The sequence below is a fragment of the Pseudomonas sp. NFACC04-2 genome, from assembly GCF_900119265.1.
Lineage (GTDB): Bacteria > Pseudomonadota > Gammaproteobacteria > Pseudomonadales > Pseudomonadaceae > Aquipseudomonas > Aquipseudomonas fluorescens_AA.
This window is the reverse complement of sequence record NZ_FPJC01000024.1, coordinates 64,095-82,030: the sequence shown is the minus strand read 5'-3', so window position 1 is coordinate 82,030 and position 17,936 is coordinate 64,095. Positions and strand designations below refer to the sequence as shown.

Annotated in this window: 24 protein-coding genes; 14 read left to right on the top strand and 10 right to left on the bottom strand. The window is 60.9% G+C overall.

The window, feature by feature from the left end:
• Nucleotides 1–153: 153 nt before the first annotated feature.
• From BT125_RS24505 to BT125_RS24490, 4 genes are all read left to right on the top strand, one after another.
• Nucleotides 154–471 (top strand): DUF2388 domain-containing protein, encoded by a 318-nt coding sequence (locus BT125_RS24505; protein WP_072411231.1) that lies wholly within the window; start codon nt 154–156, stop codon nt 469–471.
• A gap of 106 nt (nt 472–577) precedes the next feature.
• Nucleotides 578–886, top strand: a complete 309-nt coding sequence (locus tag BT125_RS24500; protein ID WP_072411230.1) for a DUF2388 domain-containing protein — start codon at nt 578–580, stop codon at nt 884–886.
• A gap of 27 nt (nt 887–913) precedes the next feature.
• The gene (locus tag BT125_RS24495) at nt 914–1,234 is read left to right on the top strand and encodes a DUF2388 domain-containing protein (protein ID WP_003187020.1); all 321 of its coding nucleotides are present in this window, start codon (nt 914–916) and stop codon (nt 1,232–1,234) included.
• Nucleotides 1,231–3,192, top strand: coding sequence for a DUF7844 domain-containing protein (locus tag BT125_RS24490; RefSeq protein ID WP_072411228.1), 1,962 nt, complete (start codon nt 1,231–1,233; stop codon nt 3,190–3,192). The genes BT125_RS24495 and BT125_RS24490 overlap by 4 nt, the downstream gene beginning before the upstream one ends.
• 97 nt (nt 3,193–3,289) lie before the next feature.
• Here the strand turns inward: BT125_RS24490 and trpA are convergent, their stop codons facing one another.
• Complete coding sequence (trpA, locus tag BT125_RS24485; RefSeq protein WP_072411226.1) at nt 3,290–4,102, bottom strand: tryptophan synthase subunit alpha; 813 nt, start codon at nt 4,100–4,102, stop codon at nt 3,290–3,292.
• Entirely contained in the window at nt 4,102–5,334 is a 1,233-nt protein-coding gene (trpB, locus tag BT125_RS24480; protein ID WP_072411224.1) for a tryptophan synthase subunit beta, read from the bottom strand. The genes trpA and trpB overlap by 1 nt, the downstream gene beginning before the upstream one ends.
• 112 nt (nt 5,335–5,446) lie before the next feature.
• Between trpB and BT125_RS24475 the strand changes: the two genes are divergently transcribed.
• Complete coding sequence (locus BT125_RS24475; protein WP_072411222.1) at nt 5,447–6,364, top strand: LysR family transcriptional regulator; 918 nt, start codon at nt 5,447–5,449, stop codon at nt 6,362–6,364.
• On the opposite strand, the gene BT125_RS24470 is transcribed toward BT125_RS24475, so the two are convergent.
• Nucleotides 6,337–6,663, bottom strand: a complete 327-nt coding sequence (locus BT125_RS24470; protein WP_003196426.1) for an ElaB/YgaM/YqjD family protein — start codon at nt 6,661–6,663, stop codon at nt 6,337–6,339. The two genes, BT125_RS24475 and BT125_RS24470, sit on opposite strands and share 28 nt — an antisense overlap.
• Before the next feature lie 156 nt (nt 6,664–6,819).
• Between BT125_RS24470 and BT125_RS24465 the strand changes: the two genes are divergently transcribed.
• Together BT125_RS24465 and BT125_RS24460 are read left to right on the top strand one after the other, a co-directional pair.
• Entirely contained in the window at nt 6,820–7,035 is a 216-nt protein-coding gene (locus BT125_RS24465) for a dodecin (RefSeq protein ID WP_003177209.1), read from the top strand.
• A 115-nt stretch (nt 7,036–7,150) separates the two neighbouring features.
• Nucleotides 7,151–7,372 carry a DUF1161 domain-containing protein gene (locus tag BT125_RS24460; protein ID WP_072411220.1) on the top strand — a complete coding sequence of 74 codons (222 nt, stop codon included), beginning with the start codon at nt 7,151–7,153 and terminating at the stop codon, nt 7,370–7,372.
• Between the two features lie 53 nt (nt 7,373–7,425).
• On the opposite strand, the gene BT125_RS24455 is transcribed toward BT125_RS24460, so the two are convergent.
• Nucleotides 7,426–8,427 carry an LLM class flavin-dependent oxidoreductase gene (locus BT125_RS24455; RefSeq protein ID WP_072411218.1) on the bottom strand — a complete coding sequence of 334 codons (1,002 nt, stop codon included), beginning with the start codon at nt 8,425–8,427 and terminating at the stop codon, nt 7,426–7,428.
• A 238-nt stretch (nt 8,428–8,665) separates the two neighbouring features.
• On the opposite strand from BT125_RS24455, the gene BT125_RS24450 reads away from it, so the two are divergent.
• Both BT125_RS24450 and BT125_RS24445 read left to right on the top strand, forming a co-directional pair.
• Entirely contained in the window at nt 8,666–9,097 is a 432-nt protein-coding gene (locus BT125_RS24450; protein ID WP_072411216.1) for an OsmC family protein, read from the top strand.
• A gap of 150 nt (nt 9,098–9,247) precedes the next feature.
• The gene (locus BT125_RS24445) at nt 9,248–9,481 is read left to right on the top strand and encodes a DUF1161 domain-containing protein (protein ID WP_072411214.1); all 234 of its coding nucleotides are present in this window, start codon (nt 9,248–9,250) and stop codon (nt 9,479–9,481) included.
• A gap of 6 nt (nt 9,482–9,487) precedes the next feature.
• Here the strand turns inward: BT125_RS24445 and BT125_RS24440 are convergent, their stop codons facing one another.
• Together BT125_RS24440 and BT125_RS24435 are read right to left on the bottom strand one after the other, a co-directional pair.
• Nucleotides 9,488–9,913: a PA0061/PA0062 family lipoprotein gene (locus BT125_RS24440; protein ID WP_060739799.1), complete on the bottom strand. Its 426-nt coding sequence runs from the start codon at nt 9,911–9,913 to the stop codon at nt 9,488–9,490.
• Between the two features lie 40 nt (nt 9,914–9,953).
• On the bottom strand, nt 9,954–10,367 hold the full coding sequence (locus BT125_RS24435; protein WP_060739800.1) for a PA0061/PA0062 family lipoprotein: 414 nt from the start codon (nt 10,365–10,367) through the stop codon (nt 9,954–9,956).
• Nucleotides 10,368–10,425: 58 nt separating this feature from the next.
• Between BT125_RS24435 and BT125_RS24430 the strand changes: the two genes are divergently transcribed.
• Nucleotides 10,426–11,517, top strand: coding sequence for an aminopeptidase (locus tag BT125_RS24430; protein ID WP_072411211.1), 1,092 nt, complete (start codon nt 10,426–10,428; stop codon nt 11,515–11,517).
• A 273-nt stretch (nt 11,518–11,790) separates the two neighbouring features.
• Here the strand turns inward: BT125_RS24430 and BT125_RS24425 are convergent, their stop codons facing one another.
• The 3 genes from BT125_RS24425 to BT125_RS24415 all read right to left on the bottom strand — a co-directional run bounded on the left by BT125_RS24425 (nt 11,791) and on the right by BT125_RS24415 (nt 13,598).
• Complete coding sequence (locus BT125_RS24425; RefSeq protein WP_060739802.1) at nt 11,791–12,066, bottom strand: HU family DNA-binding protein; 276 nt, start codon at nt 12,064–12,066, stop codon at nt 11,791–11,793.
• Between the two features lie 191 nt (nt 12,067–12,257).
• Nucleotides 12,258–13,406 (bottom strand): NAD(P)/FAD-dependent oxidoreductase, encoded by a 1,149-nt coding sequence (locus BT125_RS24420; protein WP_072411209.1) that lies wholly within the window; start codon nt 13,404–13,406, stop codon nt 12,258–12,260.
• A gap of 24 nt (nt 13,407–13,430) precedes the next feature.
• Nucleotides 13,431–13,598, bottom strand: a complete 168-nt coding sequence (locus BT125_RS24415; RefSeq protein WP_003177199.1) for a rubredoxin — start codon at nt 13,596–13,598, stop codon at nt 13,431–13,433.
• 176 nt (nt 13,599–13,774) lie between these two features.
• Here BT125_RS24415 and BT125_RS24410 point away from each other — a divergent pair, with 176 nt between their 5' ends.
• Both BT125_RS24410 and ubiA read left to right on the top strand, forming a co-directional pair.
• Entirely contained in the window at nt 13,775–14,338 is a 564-nt protein-coding gene (locus BT125_RS24410; RefSeq protein WP_072411247.1) for a chorismate--pyruvate lyase family protein, read from the top strand.
• Nucleotides 14,338–15,228: a 4-hydroxybenzoate octaprenyltransferase gene (gene ubiA / locus BT125_RS24405; protein WP_072411207.1), complete on the top strand. Its 891-nt coding sequence runs from the start codon at nt 14,338–14,340 to the stop codon at nt 15,226–15,228. The genes BT125_RS24410 and ubiA overlap by 1 nt, the downstream gene beginning before the upstream one ends.
• A gap of 111 nt (nt 15,229–15,339) precedes the next feature.
• On the opposite strand, the gene BT125_RS24400 is transcribed toward ubiA, so the two are convergent.
• Nucleotides 15,340–15,723: a COG4315 family predicted lipoprotein gene (locus tag BT125_RS24400; protein WP_072411205.1), complete on the bottom strand. Its 384-nt coding sequence runs from the start codon at nt 15,721–15,723 to the stop codon at nt 15,340–15,342.
• Between the two features lie 152 nt (nt 15,724–15,875).
• Here BT125_RS24400 and phoB point away from each other — a divergent pair, with 152 nt between their 5' ends.
• Both phoB and phoR read left to right on the top strand, forming a co-directional pair.
• The gene (gene phoB / locus BT125_RS24395) at nt 15,876–16,565 is read left to right on the top strand and encodes a phosphate regulon transcriptional regulator PhoB (RefSeq protein ID WP_003177195.1); all 690 of its coding nucleotides are present in this window, start codon (nt 15,876–15,878) and stop codon (nt 16,563–16,565) included.
• 80 nt (nt 16,566–16,645) lie between these two features.
• Nucleotides 16,646–17,932, top strand: a complete 1,287-nt coding sequence (phoR, locus tag BT125_RS24390) for a phosphate regulon sensor histidine kinase PhoR (protein ID WP_256573828.1) — start codon at nt 16,646–16,648, stop codon at nt 17,930–17,932.
• Nucleotides 17,933–17,936 lie beyond the last annotated feature (4 nt).

The following is a 17,936-nucleotide window of genomic DNA, read 5'->3' as shown; positions in this document are numbered from 1 at the left end:
GCCGACACCCTGCAGTCAATGACTGTCGCAAGGGCTGTCAGCCAACGCGTTCCTGCCCTAATATCGAAGCGAACGTGGCGAAGCGAGTCGAGCATGCGTCTCCTCTTCCAGCTACACGCACCGGCATCACCCCATCATTCAAGGAGTTTCATCATGATCCGTCTTCGCCTGCTCAGCACCGTTGCCCTGCTGGCCGTAGCCGCCCATTCCAACGCCAGCAGCTTCATCGTCACCACCGACTCCATCGTCGGAGCACTCAAGGCCACCTCCGACGTGACCTCCGATGCAACCTCATCCCTGCGTGACAACAAAATCGTTCAAGCCGCCCGTGATGACGCCGCCAGCTTCGTAGCCAGCGAAGGCGCCATCCGTGGTGTGAAACTGGAAAGTGCCCTGGATTACATCCGCCAGCAGGCACCGCAGCTCAATGCCACCGATGCGCAATTGGCCCAGGCCATCCTGGTGATCTGATGCAACATGAAACATCGGGCACCAAATGGTGTTCCGATGTTTCAGCGCTGGCTCTGGCCCGCAGGTTTGCGCTAGCCTTCAAACTCGCCATCAACCGTCGAGTCCCATGCGTTTCTACTCAGATCTGTTCATCGCGTCTTTCTTCATCGTTTCTTGCTGGTCTGCTCCGGCCCATGCCTTCGATGTGTCCACCCAGCAAGTGGTGGTCAGCGGCTATGCCACGAGCATGGTGACCTCCGCGCCCTTCGACCATAAACTGATCGTCGCCGCTCACGATGACGCTGCGGCATTCGTCGCCAGCGACGGGAAACTGCGAGGTGCACAACTGGAATCGGCCCTGGATTACCTGCGCCGGACCCAACCAAAACTTCACGTCAGCGACCTTGAACTGGCACAGGCAATTCTCGTCCAATAGTTATCCTTATTTTTCCGGAGTCGTTCCATGCGTAGCCCGCTGATTGCTGCCGCCTTAGGCCTGCTGGTGTTGGCCGATGTGGCCCAGGCACATACCCTGGTAGCCACCAGTAACATCATCGTTCGCGCTTCCCAGCGCACGATCGATTTCACTTCCGACACCACCACGTCCATCCGTGATTCGAAAATCGTCCGCGAAGCCCATGACGATGCAGCCAGTTTTGTCGCCAGCAATGGTGAAATTCGTGGTGCTCATCTCGAGGCCGCCTTCGACACCTTGCGCACCCGCGTGCCGGAAGCCCGCGACGCCAGTGACCAGGTTCTCGCCGAAGCCATCCTCGCATTGTGAGGCGGTTCGCCGCCTGGCTGGCGGCCGGGGTCTTGCTGCTCACGGGCAGCATGGCCCAGGCCGGCCTGCAATTGCACCTCAACGTCGACGGGTTGAGCCCGGCGCAACAGCAGGCCAGCCAGGCGCTGCTCGATGAAGCCATGCAGGCCCTGCCGCCGCGCTTCATTGAGCGGCTGGACCGGCGCATCGATGTCGGCTGGACCGACCAGATGCCCGCCAATGCCTACGGCCAGGCCTCGCTGGTGTCGCAACTGGACCTCAATAGCAACCTGCTCGACAGCCTTGTCGACGGCAGCGCCGCGACGCAAAAGACCCATCGCCCCCACGGCACCGTGCGCAGGGAAATGCTCGCCACGGTCCTGCACGAACTGACCCACATCTATGACCGCTCGCGTCTATGGCCAGAGGCCGAGCGCGCACTGATCCAGCGTTGCACTCGACGCAACAGCAGCGCCGGGTTGATCGGTCTTCCCGATGAATGCCGGGGCCAGAACGACCGCCGCTTCACCCTCAGCGATGATCCTCGTTTGTTGGACCTCGCCGGCTGGCCACAATACGTCGGCCGTCGCGGTGAACGGGAACAGCACAACCGCCAGGTCGCCCGCAGCCCGGATCTCTATGAAACGAGCAGCCCCAAGGAGTTCGTCGCGGTCAACATGGAGTACTTTCTCCTGGACTCCAGCTATGCCTGCCGACGCCCCGCCCTATATCGCTATTACCAGGAACACTTCGGATGGGCCCCCGCCGCCAAGGACACCTGCGCCCAATCGTTCGCCTTCCTCAACGCCGGAAACGACTTCGCCAAGACACCGCTGGGCAAGGTCGATCCAGAACGGGTCTATGCCATCGATTACCTGCTGGCCGAGGCCAATCAGAACTGGGTGAGCCGCTGGGGCCACAGCATGCTCCGGCTGGTGATCTGCGCACCGGGCCGCCCACGTGGCCCGGACTGCCGACTGGATCTGGACCAACACCTGGTGCTGTCATACCGCGCCTTCGTGGGCGATGTGCAGTTGTCGAGCTGGGACGGGCTGGTCGGCAAATACCCGTCGCGCCTGTTTGTATTGCCGTTGGCCCAGGTGATCGATGAATACACCAAGACCGAACTGCGCAGCCTGGCATCGGTGCCGCTGAACCTGTCGCGCACCGAGATCGAGGAAACGGTCGAGCACGCAGCCGAAATGCACTGGAGCTACGACGGCAACTATTACTTCCTGTCCAATAACTGCGCCGTGGAGAGCTTGAAACTATTGCGCAGCGGCAGCAATAACGAGCAACTCAAGGGCCTGGACAGCATCATGCCCAACGGCCTGCTGGAGGTACTCAAGGGCCGGGGCCTGGCGGATACCAGCGTGCTGGATGATCCCAGGGAAGCCTTGCGGCTGGGCTACCGCTTCGACTCATTCCGCGAGCGATACCAGGCGATGTTCGATGTGCTGAAGAAATATCTGCCGATCAAGCAACAAACGGTGGAAGACTGGCTGGCCCTGGACGCCGCCGAACGCCGCGTCTGGTTCGAACAGGCCGACCTGCGTACCAGCGCGGCGTTGTTGCTGCTGGAACAAGCCAGTTATCGCCGACAATTGTTGTTGGCGCAGGATGAAGTCAAACAGCGCTACCTCGGCGCCCGTGAATTGCAGAACGGTGGGATGGAAAGGGCTAATGCGACGCTGCAGCAGATCCTCGCCAACAGCGGTTTCCTGAGCCGTCCGGCCGAACTGTTGGGCAGCAGCGGCTACGGCTTGCCGCAACCCAGCGAGTGGCAACGCTTGGAATCGGAAAGCAGCTTACGGCAGAAACAACTGCAAACACTGACAGGCGACCTGGACAAGGAAGTCCGGGCATTGCTCGAGCCTGGCCGCGCGGCTGAAATTGCAGCGAGCGAGGCCAATGTGAAAGAGATCGGCGAGCACCTGCGCAAACTGCACAAGGCCGGAGGCGGGTTGGAGTTGCCTTGACCCTGCAAAGAGCAGCTCCAACACTGCTCCTGGTGGAATAAAAAAGGGTTCAGAACCCGGTTCTGAACCCTTTTTTGTGGCTGTCAGTTGAATCAAATCAGCTGAGACGCGCCTTGCGCACACCATCGGCCAAGGCGGCACACAAGCTCAACACCCCATCAATTGCCTGTTCCGACGTTTCGGCGCTGGCGATATGGTCGATCAGCGCCGAGCCCACCACCACCCCATCGGCCAATCGTGCGATAGCGGCAGCCTGCTCCGGCGTACGAATACCGAAACCAATGCTGATGGGCAGATCGGTATGGCGACGCAGACGCGCCACGGCCTCTTCCACATGCTCCAGCGTTGCGGCACCGGCACCGGTCACGCCCGCCACCGACACGTAGTACACAAAACCCGAACTGCCGTTAAGCACCGTCGGCAAACGCACATCGTCGGTGGTCGGCGTCGTAAGGCGGATGAAATCCAGGCCAGCCGCCTGGGCCGGTTCGCACAGTTCGCTGTTGTGCTCGGGCGGCATGTCCACAACGATCAGGCCATCGACACCGCAATCCAGCGCTTCGCCGATGAAACGCTGCACGCCATAACGGTGGATCGGGTTGAAGTAGCCCATCAGCACCAGCGGCGTCTGGGTATTGTCCTTACGGAACTCGCGAACCATCTGCAGGGTTTTCGCCAGGTTCTGCTGGGCGCCCAAGGCACGAATATTCGCCAACTGGATCGCCGGGCCGTCGGCCATCGGGTCAGTGAACGGCATGCCCAACTCGATCACGTCGGCACCGGCCGCCGGCAGCCCCTTGAGAATCGCCAGCGACGTGTCGTAGTTCGGGTCGCCGGCCGTGACGAAAGTGACCAGGGCGGCGCGGTTCTGTTCCTTGAGTTCGGCAAAACGGGTTTGCAGGCGGCTCATCAGTGTTTCTCCTGCTGGGACTGTTCCATGTGGTGCATCACGGTTTGCATGTCTTTGTCGCCGCGGCCGGACAGGTTGACCACCATCAGGTGATCTTTCGGCAGGTTGGGTGCGCGCTTGAACACTTCCGCCAGGGCATGGGCGCTTTCCAGTGCAGGAATGATCCCTTCCAAGCGACAGCATTTGTGAAAGGCTTCCAGGGCTTCGGCGTCGGTCACCGAGGTGTACTGGACGCGACCAATGTCGTGCAACCAGGCATGTTCCGGGCCGATACCGGGGTAGTCGAGACCCGCGGAAATCGAATGGGCATCGATGATCTGGCCGTCGTCGTCCTGCAACAGGAAGGTGCGGTTGCCGTGCAGTACACCCGGAACGCCACCGTTCAGGCTCGCCGCATGCTTACCGGTCTCGATGCCATAACCGGCGGCTTCGACGCCGATGATCTCGACACTCTTGTCGTCCAGGAACGGGTGGAACAGGCCCATGGCGTTGGAGCCGCCGCCGATGCATGCCACCAGGCTATCCGGCAGGCGACCTTCCTGGGCTTGCAGTTGATCGCGGGTTTCCTTGCCGATCACGGCCTGGAAGTCGCGCACCATGGCCGGATACGGATGCGGGCCAGCCACGGTGCCGATCAGGTAGAACGTGCTGTCGACGTTGGTGACCCAGTCGCGCAGGGCCTCGTTCATTGCGTCCTTCAGCGTGCCGGTACCGGCGACCACCGGGATCACTTCGGCACCCAGCAGCTTCATGCGGAACACGTTGGCCTGCTGGCGCTCGATGTCGGTGGTGCCCATGTAGATCACGCAATCCAGGCCGAAACGCGCGGCCACGGTGGCGGTGGCCACGCCGTGCATGCCGGCGCCGGTCTCGGCGATGATGCGTTTCTTGCCCATGCGTCGCGCCAGCAAGATCTGGCCGATGCAGTTGTTGATCTTGTGCGCACCGGTGTGGTTCAGCTCTTCACGCTTGAGGTAGATCTTGGCGCCGCCGCAATATTCGGTCAGGCGCTCGGCGAAGTAGAGCGGGCTTGGGCGACCGACGTAGTCACGTTGGAAGTAGGCCAATTCCTCAATGAAGGCCGGATCTTCCTTCGCCACTTCGTATTCACGGGCCAGATCAAGGATCAGCGGCATCAGGGTCTCGGCCACATAGCGGCCGCCGAATGCACCGAACAGGCCGTTGGCGTCGGGGCCGCTGCGCAGGTTGAAAGAGGTCGTAGGCTGGGTCATCGGGCGCTCCAGGCAAATGCGTTGAAAGACTATGAGGCTCACTCTACCCCTGACATCCCCCAGTGAAAACCGATAAGATCGCCACAACCTGTCAGGAAAACTCACAGATAAAATGAGCCACGATCTTCCTCCTCTCAACGCCTTGCGCGCCTTCGAGGCTACTGCCCGTCTGAACAGCGTAAGCCAGGCGGCCGAACAGTTGCATGTCACCCATGGGGCCGTGAGTCGACAGCTGAAGGTGCTGGAAGAGCATTTGGGCGTCAGCTTGTTCATCAAGGACGGGCGCGGCCTGAAACTCACAGATGCCGGCTTGCGCCTGCGGGACGTCAGCGCCGATGCGTTCGAGCGGTTGCGCGGTGTTTGCGCGGAGCTGATGCAAAGTACGGCAGATGCCCCGTTTGTCCTGGGCTGCTCGGGAAGCCTGCTGGCACGCTGGTTCATTCCGCGCCTGGGCAGGCTCAACGCCGAGCTGCCGGATTTGCGCCTGCACTTGTCCGCTGGCGAAGGCGACCTGGACCCCAGGCGACCGGGGCTGGATGCCTTGCTGGTATTCGCCGAGCCGCCGTGGCCAGCCGACATGCAGGTGTACGAACTGGTGAGCGAGCGGATCGGCCCGGTGATGAGCCCTCACTACGCCGGATTCGCCCGCTTGCAAGCTGCACCGGCCAGCGCGCTGCTGGACGAGCCGTTGCTGCACACCACGTCCCGCCCTCAGGCTTGGCCGACCTGGGCACGACAAAACGCCCTGGAACCCCAGGCACTGAAGTTCGGGCAAGGATTCGAGCATTTGTATTATTTGCTGGAGGCCGCCGTAGCGGGGCTAGGCGTGGCGATCGCGCCCGAGCCGCTGGTGGCCGAGGACGTACGCGCCGGTCGCCTGGTCGCGCCGTGGGGCTTCGATGAAACCGCGGCGCGACTGGCGTTGTGGCTGCCCAAGCGCGCCGCAGACGGGCGCGCTCGGCAATTGGCCCAGTGGCTCAGGCATGAGCTGAGCCAACCGACTCAGTCACCGCGCTTGCACAGCAGGTAAGCAGCCAGCAGACCCAACGCACCGACCGCGACACCGGCCGTGGTCCATGGGTGTTCCTGCGCGTAGTCGCGTGTGGCGATCCCGGTCTCACGGGTTTTCACCTTGACTTCTTCATAGGCGTCGCTGAGCAGATGACGAGAATGTTTCAGCGCGTTCTCGGCATTGGCCTTGAGCGACTTGAGGGTCTTACGCGACTCGTCCGAAGCGTCGTCCTTCAGGCTTTCCAACGACTTGAGCAGACTCTCGATCTCCGCTTCCATGCTTTGCAACGAGGCTTTGCGTAACGAATTGCTGGCCATGGTGGCTCTCTCCTGCAGTGGTTGAGTGGCGTGTGTGAATTGGGACTCCGGTCGTTTCTGAAAGTGCAGTAAATCTGAACTTCAGCGCGCGAACGACGACACACGTAAGGCGAAAAATCGCTGCTAGGCTGTTAAACACAACCGAGGAGAATCCCCATGAGTGATCATCACACTTACAAAAAAGTCGAGCTGGTCGGCTCGTCTCCCACCAGCATTGAAGACGCCATCAACAACGCCTTGGCCGAGGCCAGCAAAAGCCTCAAGCATCTGGAATGGTTCGAAGTGACGGAAACCCGCGGCCACATCGAAAATGGCCGGGCCGCGCACTTTCAGGTGACCATCAAAGTCGGGTTCCGGATAGCCAATAGCTGAGGTTCTTTTGAACTTGCACGCTGGCGGAGTGCCATAGGGAGTGGCGATGCGCTATGGTCTGCGCATTACGTTTTCCAATACCTGCCCTATTTGATCCGACCAAGGAGTGCGAGCGATGAAAAAGTTGATGGTGGCCCTGGGTTTGCTGAGCCTTGCCGGTGGTGCGTTTGCGGCCGGTATGCCCTGCGAAGAGCTGAAAAGCGAAATCGCAGCGAAGCTGGACGCCAAGGGCGTGTCAGGTTATTCGCTGGAAATCGTCGATAAAGGCGCAGCGACTGGCGGAAAAGTCGTCGGCACCTGTGAGGGCGGTACGAAAGAAATCATCTATAAAAAGTGATTCTTTCGAACATCAAAGCCGACGCATTGCGTCGGCTTTTTCATGGGCGTCATTCAGCCTTTCATGACCTGCGCCAGCAACTCGTAGGAGTGTAAACGATCGGCGTGTTCGTACAGGTCACTGGTGAAAATCAGCTCATCGGCCTGGGTTTGCTCGATCAATACTTGCAGCTTGGCGCGAATCTTCTGCGGGCCGCCGACCATGGCCAGGCCCAGGAAATCGCCAACCGCCTCTTTCTCATGGGGCAACCACAGACCGTTCATGGTTTCCACCGGCGGACGCTGCACCAGACTCTGGCCACGCATCAGCGCCAGGATCCGCTGGTACACCGACGTTGCCAGGTATTCGGCCTGTTCATCGGTATCCGCCGCTACCAGCGGCACGCCGAGCATCACATAAGGCTTGTCGAGCACCGCCGACGGCTTGAAGTGGTTACGGTAGATGCGAATCGCCTCGTGCATAAAGCGCGGTGCGAAATGGGAGGCGAATGCGTAGGGCAAACCGCGCTCACCGGCCAATTGCGCACTGAACAGGCTCGAACCCAGCAGCCATACCGGCACGTTGGTCCCGGTGCCTGGCATGGCGATGATGCGTTGATCCGGGGTACGCGGGCCGAGATAGCGCATCAGTTCGGCCACGTCCTCGGGAAAATCGTCCGCGCTGCCGGAACGCTCGCGACGCAGCGCCCGGGCGGTCATCTGGTCGGAGCCTGGTGCACGTCCCAGCCCCAAATCGATTCGACCCGGGTAAAGGCTTTCCAGCGTGCCGAACTGTTCGGCAATGATCAACGGTGCGTGATTGGGCAGCATGACACCGCCGGAACCGACGCGAATGGTCGAAGTGCCTCCCGCCAGATAACCCAGCAGCACCGCCGTCGCTGAACTGGCGATACCGTCCATGTTGTGGTGCTCGGCTACCCAGAAGCGGGTGTAGCCGTATTTTTCCACGTGCTGCGCCAGGTCCAGCGAGTTGCGCAAGGACTGGGCGGCATTGCCATCGGCGCGGACAGGCACCAGATCGAGGGTTGAGAATTTCACGTCGGACAGCTGTTTCATGGGCCGGGATCTCCAACGGCGTTCCGGGCTTTTCCTATGGGCAAAAGCCTGCCGTTTCTATAGGTGTGTTCCATGCAATGTGGGCATATACCCGAGTTTCAATAGCAGCGACGAAATTTCCTACTAAATTCGTCGGCTAATCGACAGGGTGAACTTTTACGGACGGTCTATCCTCACAACCCAGACAGCTAAAAAACACACAGGCGCGGCTTTCGCGCCGAATCTTCAGGAGGCAGACATGGCTATCATCAAGAAAGCATCGGCTCATTGGGAAGGTGACCTGAAAACCGGTATCGGCTCCATCTCCACGGAAACCGGTGTGTTGCGCGAAGCGCCCTATGGCTTCAAGGCACGATTCGAAGGCGGTAAGGGGACCAACCCCGAGGAGTTGATCGGCGCGGCCCATGCCGGCTGCTTTTCCATGGCCTTTTCGATGATCCTCGGCGATGCCGGGCTCAAGGCCGACAGCATCGACACCAACGCCGAAGTGACCCTGGACCAGGTCGAGGGCGGTTTTGCGATCACGGCGGTCAAGCTGGTGCTCAAGGCGAAAATCCCCGGTGCCAGCCAGGCGCAATTCGACGAGCTGAGCAAGAAGGCCAAGGAAGGGTGTCCGGTTTCCAAGGTGCTGAACGCTCAGATCACCCTGGATGCAACGCTGGTGAGCTGACGCATGAAAGGATCGCAGCCTTCGCTGGCGCTGCCGAAGGCTGCGATTTTATTGAAGGCGGTCGAGCTGTTTACCCTGGCACAATTATGATCGAATGAAGCCCGCAGTTTCAGCGCACAGGCAGTGCGCGCTGCCATGAGGAATTCGAACATGAAACGATCAGCCCTGATGGTCATCGGCTGCGCATTCGCTGCATCAGCCCTTGCCGCCCCCAAATCCTGTGAAGAGCTGAAAGCGGAAATCGAAGCGAAGATCCAGGCAAATAACGTGTCGTCTTACACACTGGAAATCGTCACGAATGACGAAGTCCACGACCAGAACATGGTAGTGGGCACTTGCGAAAACGGCACCAAGAAAATCATTTACCAGAAGAACGACCGCTAGGGCGTCCTACGGAACGCAGTTGACTTGTCGCTCTTCGGCCACGATTTGACGCTTGGCGTCATAGAGCCGGGCGCTGGGTGTGAATGCCAGGTTGCGAGCCTCCAGCCGATAGCGTTGGCCGGCTTCGAAATGGTCGTAACGCACGAGCATGTAGCACAGCCGTTCTTGCGGTTCGGCTTGCATGCCCAGGCCACCGCCACTGAACACTTCGAAGTCGAAGCGCACTTTCAATTCGTGGCTGCCCGGGGAAACCTGAAAGATCCGTCCGTCTCGCAATCGCTGGCCGTCCAGGCTTTCAGCCATCAGCATTTTGCCGCCCGGCATGGGGGTCGCGAAATCAACCCACGCCATGTTCGGGTCGACCTGGGGCAGCGGGCTCGTTGCACAACCGCTCATGGAAACCAGGGCCAGTAACAGCAGGGATAAGCGCATCGTGAGTTTCCTTAAAACCGGACACTGAGCATAGCGCCAATCACGTTTGTTGGCAGCCCGCCGGCGTACCTTGCCCCACCACTTTGCGCTGCTGATCGTACAGCTTGGCCCATGGTCGGAAACCAATGCTACCGGCCTGTAGCTGGTAACGCTGGCCGGCGTTGAAGTCCTTGAATTTCAGGTTCAACCGGCAATCGCGCCACAGCGGCTCGGCATCCGGGCCGATGTTGCCGGGCTCGACGGCAAATTGATAACGCACCGTTAGCTCATGGCTGCCGGGTTGCACTTCGAAATAACGTCGGTCAATGGACATCTTGTCATCGACTTCCAGCGCTTGTAGCGCGGTGTCCTGCTGGTTTCCCAGGTCGATCCACGCTTGGGATGGATCCGGGTCAGGCAAGCCGGCACAACCGGTCAGCAGCAACAGGCCACTCGTCAGCATCAACACGCGCATAGCGAAGCTCCAGGCAAGCGAGATAGTCTTGTGGGCAGACTTCCCAGGGTGATTCCAATTGATCAGGCCGCGTTCAAGCCGTCGGTTACTCGACCGTGTTTTCCAGATTTTGTTTCCAGGCCTCCTGCTTTTGTTACTGAACGGTTGCAGTAGCGCCGGTTATTACAGCCAGCTCGTCGGCGGGCAACTGCGGTTGTTGCAGGCCCGGGAGCCTATCGACCAGGTCATTGCCGACCCCGCTCGCGATACCCGACTCAAGGCACACCTGGCCCAGGCGCGCGAGGCACGGGCGTTTGCCAGCGATCACCTGCATTTACCGGACAATCGAAGCTATCGCCTGTACGCCGACATTGGCCGGCCATTCGTCGTCTGGAATGTCTTCGCCACGCCAGAGTTTTCCCTGGCGCCGCAGAATCATTGCTTTCCCATTGCCGGTTGCGTGGCTTATCGCGGTTATTACAGCCAGGGCGCGGCCCGTGGCGAGGCCGCGCTGCAGCGCTTGCAGGGCATGGACGTGGCGATTGGCGGTGTAGAGGCCTATTCGACGCTGGGCTGGTTCAACGATCCGATCCTGAGCTCGATGATGCACTGGGGCGACGAACGCCTGGCGACGCTGATCTTTCATGAACTGGCGCACCAGCGGTTTTATGTGCAGGACGACACCGAATTCAATGAGTCCTTCGCCACCTTCGTTGAACAGGAAGGCACCCGGCAATGGCGTGCCAGTCGTGGGCTGGCGCCGGATAACGGCAAGCAGGTGCGCCAGCGCGACCAATTCATCCAACTGATCCTCGACACCCGCCAGCGCCTGGAAACCCTCTACGTCCAGCCCCTGACGGCCGAACAGATGCGCCAACGCAAAGCGGCGGAGTTCGAGCGCCTGCGTGCCGATTATGTGCAAATGCGCGACACCCAGTGGGCAGGCGACAAACGCTACGACGCCTGGGTCTACGCGCCACTGAACAATGCGCGATTATTGCCGTTCGGGCTGTACGACCAGTGGGTGCCGGCGTTTGCGGCGCTGTTCAGGCGGGAGGGCGGTGATTGGGCTGCCTTTTATGCGGCGGTGGAAAAGCTGGGCGAATTGCCGATCGAAGCGCGCAAAGCGGCCTTGAAGGTCTTGGCGCAGCCGAAGACTTCCGCTGACTAGGCGCATGTCATCGCGAGCAAGCTCGCTCCCACATTGGAACTGCGTCAAGCCTGATGGCATGCACAGCGACGAACAAGTGTGGGAGCGAGCTTGCTCGCGATGACGACAGTACCGACACCATTGACGCAAGCTGATCCACCGCTATGGCGAGCAAGCTCCATACATTGGATGCCTGGCCACAGCCAGCAACCCCGCACAAAAAAGGGCATACCGATTCATCGGTATGCCCTTTTGATTGCCGCTTTCTTCCCCCGGCCGAGGTACTCGTAGCAATTATGGGTTGACGCTTTCTTTCAAGGACTTGCCTGGTTTGAAGGCAACGGTGTTGCTGGCCTTGATCTTCACCGGCTCACCGGTCTGTGGGTTTTTGCCAGTGCGGGCGCCGCGGTGGCGTTGCAGGAAAGTGCCGAAGCCCACCAGGGTAACGCTGTCCTTGCGGTGCAGGGCGCCGGTGATTTCTTCCAGGACGGCGTTGAGGACGCGGTTGGCTTGTTCTTTGGTGAGGTCTGCTTTTTCCGCGATAGCGGCGGCGAGTTCTGGTTTACGCATGAATGAAGCCCCTTTGACGGTTTTTTTGTTGTTATGTCCGTGCTGTTCTCTTTGGAACAGCCCCTAAGGCGCCGCAGGCTCTACTCTGCGGCAGACGGAAGTGAGGATGGCACGGTGCCGAAAACGGCGCCAGTGTCCGGGCGACCTTTGTGGGACCAAAAGTAGGGTTTTTGCGACAGAACGACCAGTATTTACGCCAGCAGGGCCGGAAGCTCCTTGTTCAGCCCCAGTTTCTCCATCACCGCCGTGCCTGTCAGGGCGTAGCCCAACAGGTTGCCTTGAGCGTCGCGGCACAGCGCCTTGATGTCCGCCCCCTGCCCTTCGACGCTCCACACGCCCTCGCGGCCTCGCGGTGGCGGCGACACCACCAAGGGGCACACCGGGGTTTTTACGGTGATCGGCATGGGGCCGTAGCTGACGGCAGTCGGGTTGTCAGCCAGGGTTTGGGCCAGGGCCCGGGCGCAGCTCATCAGCGGCATGACATACAGCAGGTTCAGGCCGTCGACCTCGGCGCAGTCGCCCAGGGCGTAGATATTGGCGTGGGAGGTCTTCAAGTGACGGTCGACCACGACGCCACGGTTGACCACCAGGCCGGCCGCGGCTGCCAGGTCGATACGGGGACGCAGGCCGATGGCCGAGACCACCAGGTCACAGGCGATCACCTGGCCGTCGGAAAGATGCGCCTCCAGCCCGTCGGCGACCTTCTGCAAGCGGTTGAGCACAGGGCCCAAGTGGAAGCGCGCACCGAGGCTTTCCAGCCCGGCCTGGACCGCTGCCGCAGCGGCCGGATGCAGCAGCGTCGGCATGACCTGCTCGCACGGTGCCACCAGTTGTACTTCGTAGCCACCCAGGCTGAGGTCGTTGGCGAACTCGCAGCCAATCAGGCCAGCACCCAGCAGCAACACCCGACGCTTGCCTGCCGCCGCGGCCCTGAAGCGTGCGTAGTCCTCCAGGTCGTTGATGGGGAAGATCAAGTCCGCTCCATCGCCCTGTACCGGCACGCGCACGGTCTCGGCGCCCCAGGCCAGGATCAGGTCGCGGTAGTTCACCGCCTCTTCGCCGATCCACAGCCGTTTGTGGCCCGGATCGATGCCGCTGATGCGGGTATGGGTGCGCACTTCGGCCTTGAGTTGCTCGGCCATGGCCCCCGGCTCGGCCATGCTCAGGCCGTCGGCGTCTTTGTTCTTGCCAAAGCCTGTGGAGAGCATCGGCTTGGAATACGAGCGACCGTCGTCCGCGGTGATCAGCAGCAACGGGGTTTCGCTGTCGAGCTTGCGAAACTCCCGGGCCAGGTTATAACCGGCCAGGCCTGTACCGACGATGACGACAGGTGCGCTCATGCTGCTCTCCATTTGATGAAACGATCAGTTGATTTCGATCATCTCGAAATCCATTTTGCCGACGCCGCAATCCGGGCACAGCCAGTCTGCCGGTACATCCTCCCAGCGGGTGCCGGGCGCGATGCCATCGTCAGGCCAGCCGTCAGCTTCGTTGTAGATCAGGCCGCAGACGATACATTGCCACTTCTTCATTCCAATACTTCCTCAAGATGTCAGGCCTTGGCCGGTATTTTCCGGCTCAGGGCCGTTTTGTACTGATCGGTTGCGACAGATGCAAGCACGATCAGCAGGGCAGCCGGCCGGGCCCGTCAAAACCCGCGACCGACATGGTAAGCTCGCGGCCTCATTTGCTGCCATTCAAGACCTCTGTGCCGCATACAAATTCGATATTTCCTACACTCCAATGGCTGCCCCAGCACCTGCTGTCGCCCCGCCCCGATGCGGGTGTACTCGACTGGCTGTTCGACGAAGGCTCCCTGACCCGGCGCCTCACGCGCCTGTCGGACGGCCATTTCAGCGTGACGCCGCTGTTCGAAGGCTGGCAGTCCTTGCGTGCCGACGAATGTGCCGCCCTGGACCTGGCCGAGGGTAGCGAGGGCTGGGTACGCGAAGTGTATCTGCGCGGCCGCGACCAGCCTTGGGTGTTCGCCCGCAGTGTGGCGGCGCGCAGCGCCTTGCAGGGTGACGGGTTGCAAATGGACGAACTGGGCAGCCGCTCCCTGGGCGAATTGCTGTTTTGCGACCAGGCGTTCCAGCGCCGGGCCATCGAGGTTTGCCACTACCCCGAGGCCGGATTGCCGCAAGAGGTCCGCGCCAGCGGGTTGTGGGGTCGCCGTTCACGTTTCGATCGCGGTGCGTTGAGCGTGCTGGTGGCGGAAATCTTCCTGCCACGCTTGTGGACCGTCGCCCGCGCCTATTCGGAGATTGTTTGATGTACGTGCAACTGCTCAAATCCTTGAATCGCCTGAATCCACGGGCGTGGGACTTCGTGCAACTGACCCGTATGGACAAGCCCATCGGCATCTACCTGCTGCTGTGGCCGACACTGTGGGCGTTGTGGATTGCCGGTGAAGGCGCGCCGTCCATCGCTAACGTGGTGATTTTCGTCCTTGGCGTGGTGCTGACCCGCGCCGGCGGCTGTGTGATCAATGACTGGGCCGACCGCAAGGTCGACGGCCACGTCAAACGCACCGAGCAGCGCCCGCTGGTGAGCGGCAAGATCAGTTCGAAAGAGGCGCTGGTGTTCTTCGCCGTGCTGATGAGCGTGAGCTTCCTGCTGGTGCTTTGCACCAATGCACCGACCATCCTGTTGTCCCTCGGGGGCCTGGCGCTGGCGTTCAGCTACCCGTTCATGAAGCGCTATACCTACTACCCGCAAGTGGTGCTGGGGGCGGCATTCTCCTGGGGCATGCCGATGGCGTTCACTGCCGAAACCGGGCATCTGCCGGCGGCCGCGTGGTTGCTGTACATCGCCAACCTGCTGTGGACGGTGGGCTACGACACCTATTACGCAATGACTGACCGGGACGATGACTTGCGCATCGGCGTGAAATCCACGGCGATCCTGTTTGGCGATGCCGACCGGGTGATCATCCTGACGCTGCAAGGCCTGGCCTTGGGCTGCCTGCTGCTGGCCGGGTCGAAATTCCAGCTGGGTGGCTGGTTCCACCTGGGGCTGGTGGCCGCTGCCGCGTGCTTTGCCTGGGAGTTCTGGTACACCCGTGGCAGGGACCGGATGCGCTGCTTCCAGGCGTTCCTGCACAACCATTGGGCCGGACTGGCGATTTTCGTGGGGATTGTGCTGGATTACGCCCTGAGGTGATTCCAAAACCTGTGGGAGCAAGCTTGCTCGCGATAGCGGTAAGCCATTCAAGGATGATGTCGGCTGACAGACGCCTTCGCGAGCAAGCTCGCTCCCACACGGGTTTAGCCATTACTTGGCCTTGGCAACTTTCCAGGCGCCATCCATTTTACCGTCGCCGGTCATGTCTCCGGCCTTCTTGTCCATCACGAAGGTATACAGCGGCATGCCCTGATAGGCCCACTGCATTGAGCCATCATCCCGCTTGATCACGGTCCAGTCACCCATGGATTTATCACCCGCCTCAGCCATCAGCGGCGGCCAATTGGCCGCACATTTGTCATTGCACGCCGACTTGCCGGCCGAGTCCTTGGCGAAGGTGTAAAGCGTCATGCCCTTATGATCGGTGAACATGCCGTCCTTCTCCATCGCAGGATCGGCTGCCATCGCCAATCCAGGCAGCGTCAGGGCAGCAGCCATCAATAGAGCTTTGAAAGAAACAGTCATTTGTTTCATGGAAACCTTCTTGTGTGGTTGTCAGGATTCGGACTGAAAAGCGTAGCCCAGGATCCCCCTCGCTGCCGGGCCATGAAATAACTGTCACACGACTGCAATAATTCCGTTATCTAATGCGGCGCAAGACAGTTAAATGACAAGAGGATTACCCAATGGTTGGCAGGAGCATTCTGATCGTCGACGACGAGGCACCCATCCGCGAGATGATCGCCGTTGCGTTGGAGATGGCCGGCTATGACTGCATGGAAGCAGAAAACTCTCAACAGGCCCATGCCATCATCGTCGACCGCAAGCCCGACCTGATCCTGCTGGACTGGATGCTTCCCGGCACGTCAGGTATCGAACTGGCGCGACGCCTCAAGCGCGACGAGCTGACCGGTGATATCCCGATCATCATGCTCACCGCCAAGGGCGAAGAGGACAACAAGATCCAGGGCCTGGAAGTCGGCGCCGACGACTACATCACCAAGCCGTTCTCGCCACGGGAACTGGTGGCGCGTCTGAAAGCCGTGCTGCGCCGCGCCGGGCCGACCGATGGCGAAGCGCCGATTGAAGTCGGTGGCCTGCTGCTCGACCCGATAAGCCACCGCGTGACCATCGACGGCAAACCCGCCGAGATGGGCCCGACCGAATACCGCCTGCTGCAATTCTTCATGACTCACCAGGAACGTGCCTACACCCGCGGCCAATTGTTGGACCAGGTCTGGGGCGGCAACGTCTACGTCGAGGAACGCACCGTGGACGTGCACATCCGGCGCCTGCGCAAGGCCCTCGGCGATGCTTATGAGAATCTGGTACAAACCGTGCGCGGCACCGGTTATCGTTTTTCGACCAAGGCCTGATCCGAGCCCTTACCGCCCGACAAGCTGACAAGGACGCGCGTCACGTGAATCAAAACTGGCATGGCACCCTGATTCGCCACATGTTGTTGTTGGTGACCGGCTGTTTGCTGATCGGCCTGATCAGCGGTTACTACGGCTGGAGCCTGGCCGCCGGGCTGGGGCTGTACCTGGCCTGGACCCTCAAGCAATTGCTGCGCCTGCATGAATGGCTGCGTCTGCACCAACCCGACGAAGCCCCGCCCGACGGCTATGGCCTGTGGGGTGAGGTGTTCGACAGCATCTACCACCTGCAACGGCGCGACCAGCGCGTTCGCGGACGCCTGCAGGCGGTGATCGACCGAGTCCAGGAGTCCACCGCCGCGCTGAAAGACGCGGTGATCATGCTCGACAGCGACGGCAACCTGGAGTGGTGGAACCGCGCCGCCGAGACCCTGCTGGGCCTCAAGACGCCCCAGGACAGCGGCCAGCCGGTGACCAACCTGGTGCGTCATCCGCGCTTCAAGGAATATTTCGAGCAAGCCAACTACGCCGAGCCGCTGGAAATCCCTTCGCCCACCAACGATCGGTTGCGCATCCAGTTGTACATCACCCGCTACGGCAACAACGAGCACTTGATGCTGGTGCGCGATGTCACGCGGATCCATCAGCTGGAACAGATGCGCAAGGATTTCATCGCCAACGTTTCCCACGAACTGCGCACGCCGTTGACGGTGATCTGCGGTTACCTGGAAACCCTGCTCGACAACGTCGAGGAGGTGAACCCGCGCTGGAGCCGGGCCTTGCAGCAGATGCACCAACAAAGCGGGCGCATGCAGACCCTGCTCAACGACTTGTTGCTGCTGGCGAAGCTGGAAGCCACCGATTACCCGTCGGACAACCAACCCGTGCCCATCGACGACCTGCTGCAAACCATTGCCGAGGATGCGCAGGAACTGTCCGGCCCCAAGCAGCAGACCATTACCCTGGAAGCCGACCCGACCGTGCAGCTCAAAGGCAGCGAGGCGGAATTGCGCAGCGCGTTTTCCAACCTGGTGTTCAACGCGGTCAAGTACACACCGGAGCAAGGTCGGATCCACGTGCGCTGGTGGGGCGATGAGCAAGGCGCGCACCTGAGCGTGCGCGATTCGGGCATCGGTATCGACAGCAAGCACCTGCCGCGCCTGACCGAACGCTTCTACCGCGTCGACTCCAGCCGCAACTCCAACACGGGAGGCACCGGGCTGGGCCTGGCCATCGTCAAACACGTCCTGCTGCGCCATCGCGCCCGCATGGAAATCAGCAGCGTACCCGGCCATGGCAGCACGTTTACCTGCCATTTCGCCCCGGCCCAGGTGGTTCGCGCACGCCTCGACCGCCCCGCTGATTGAGCAC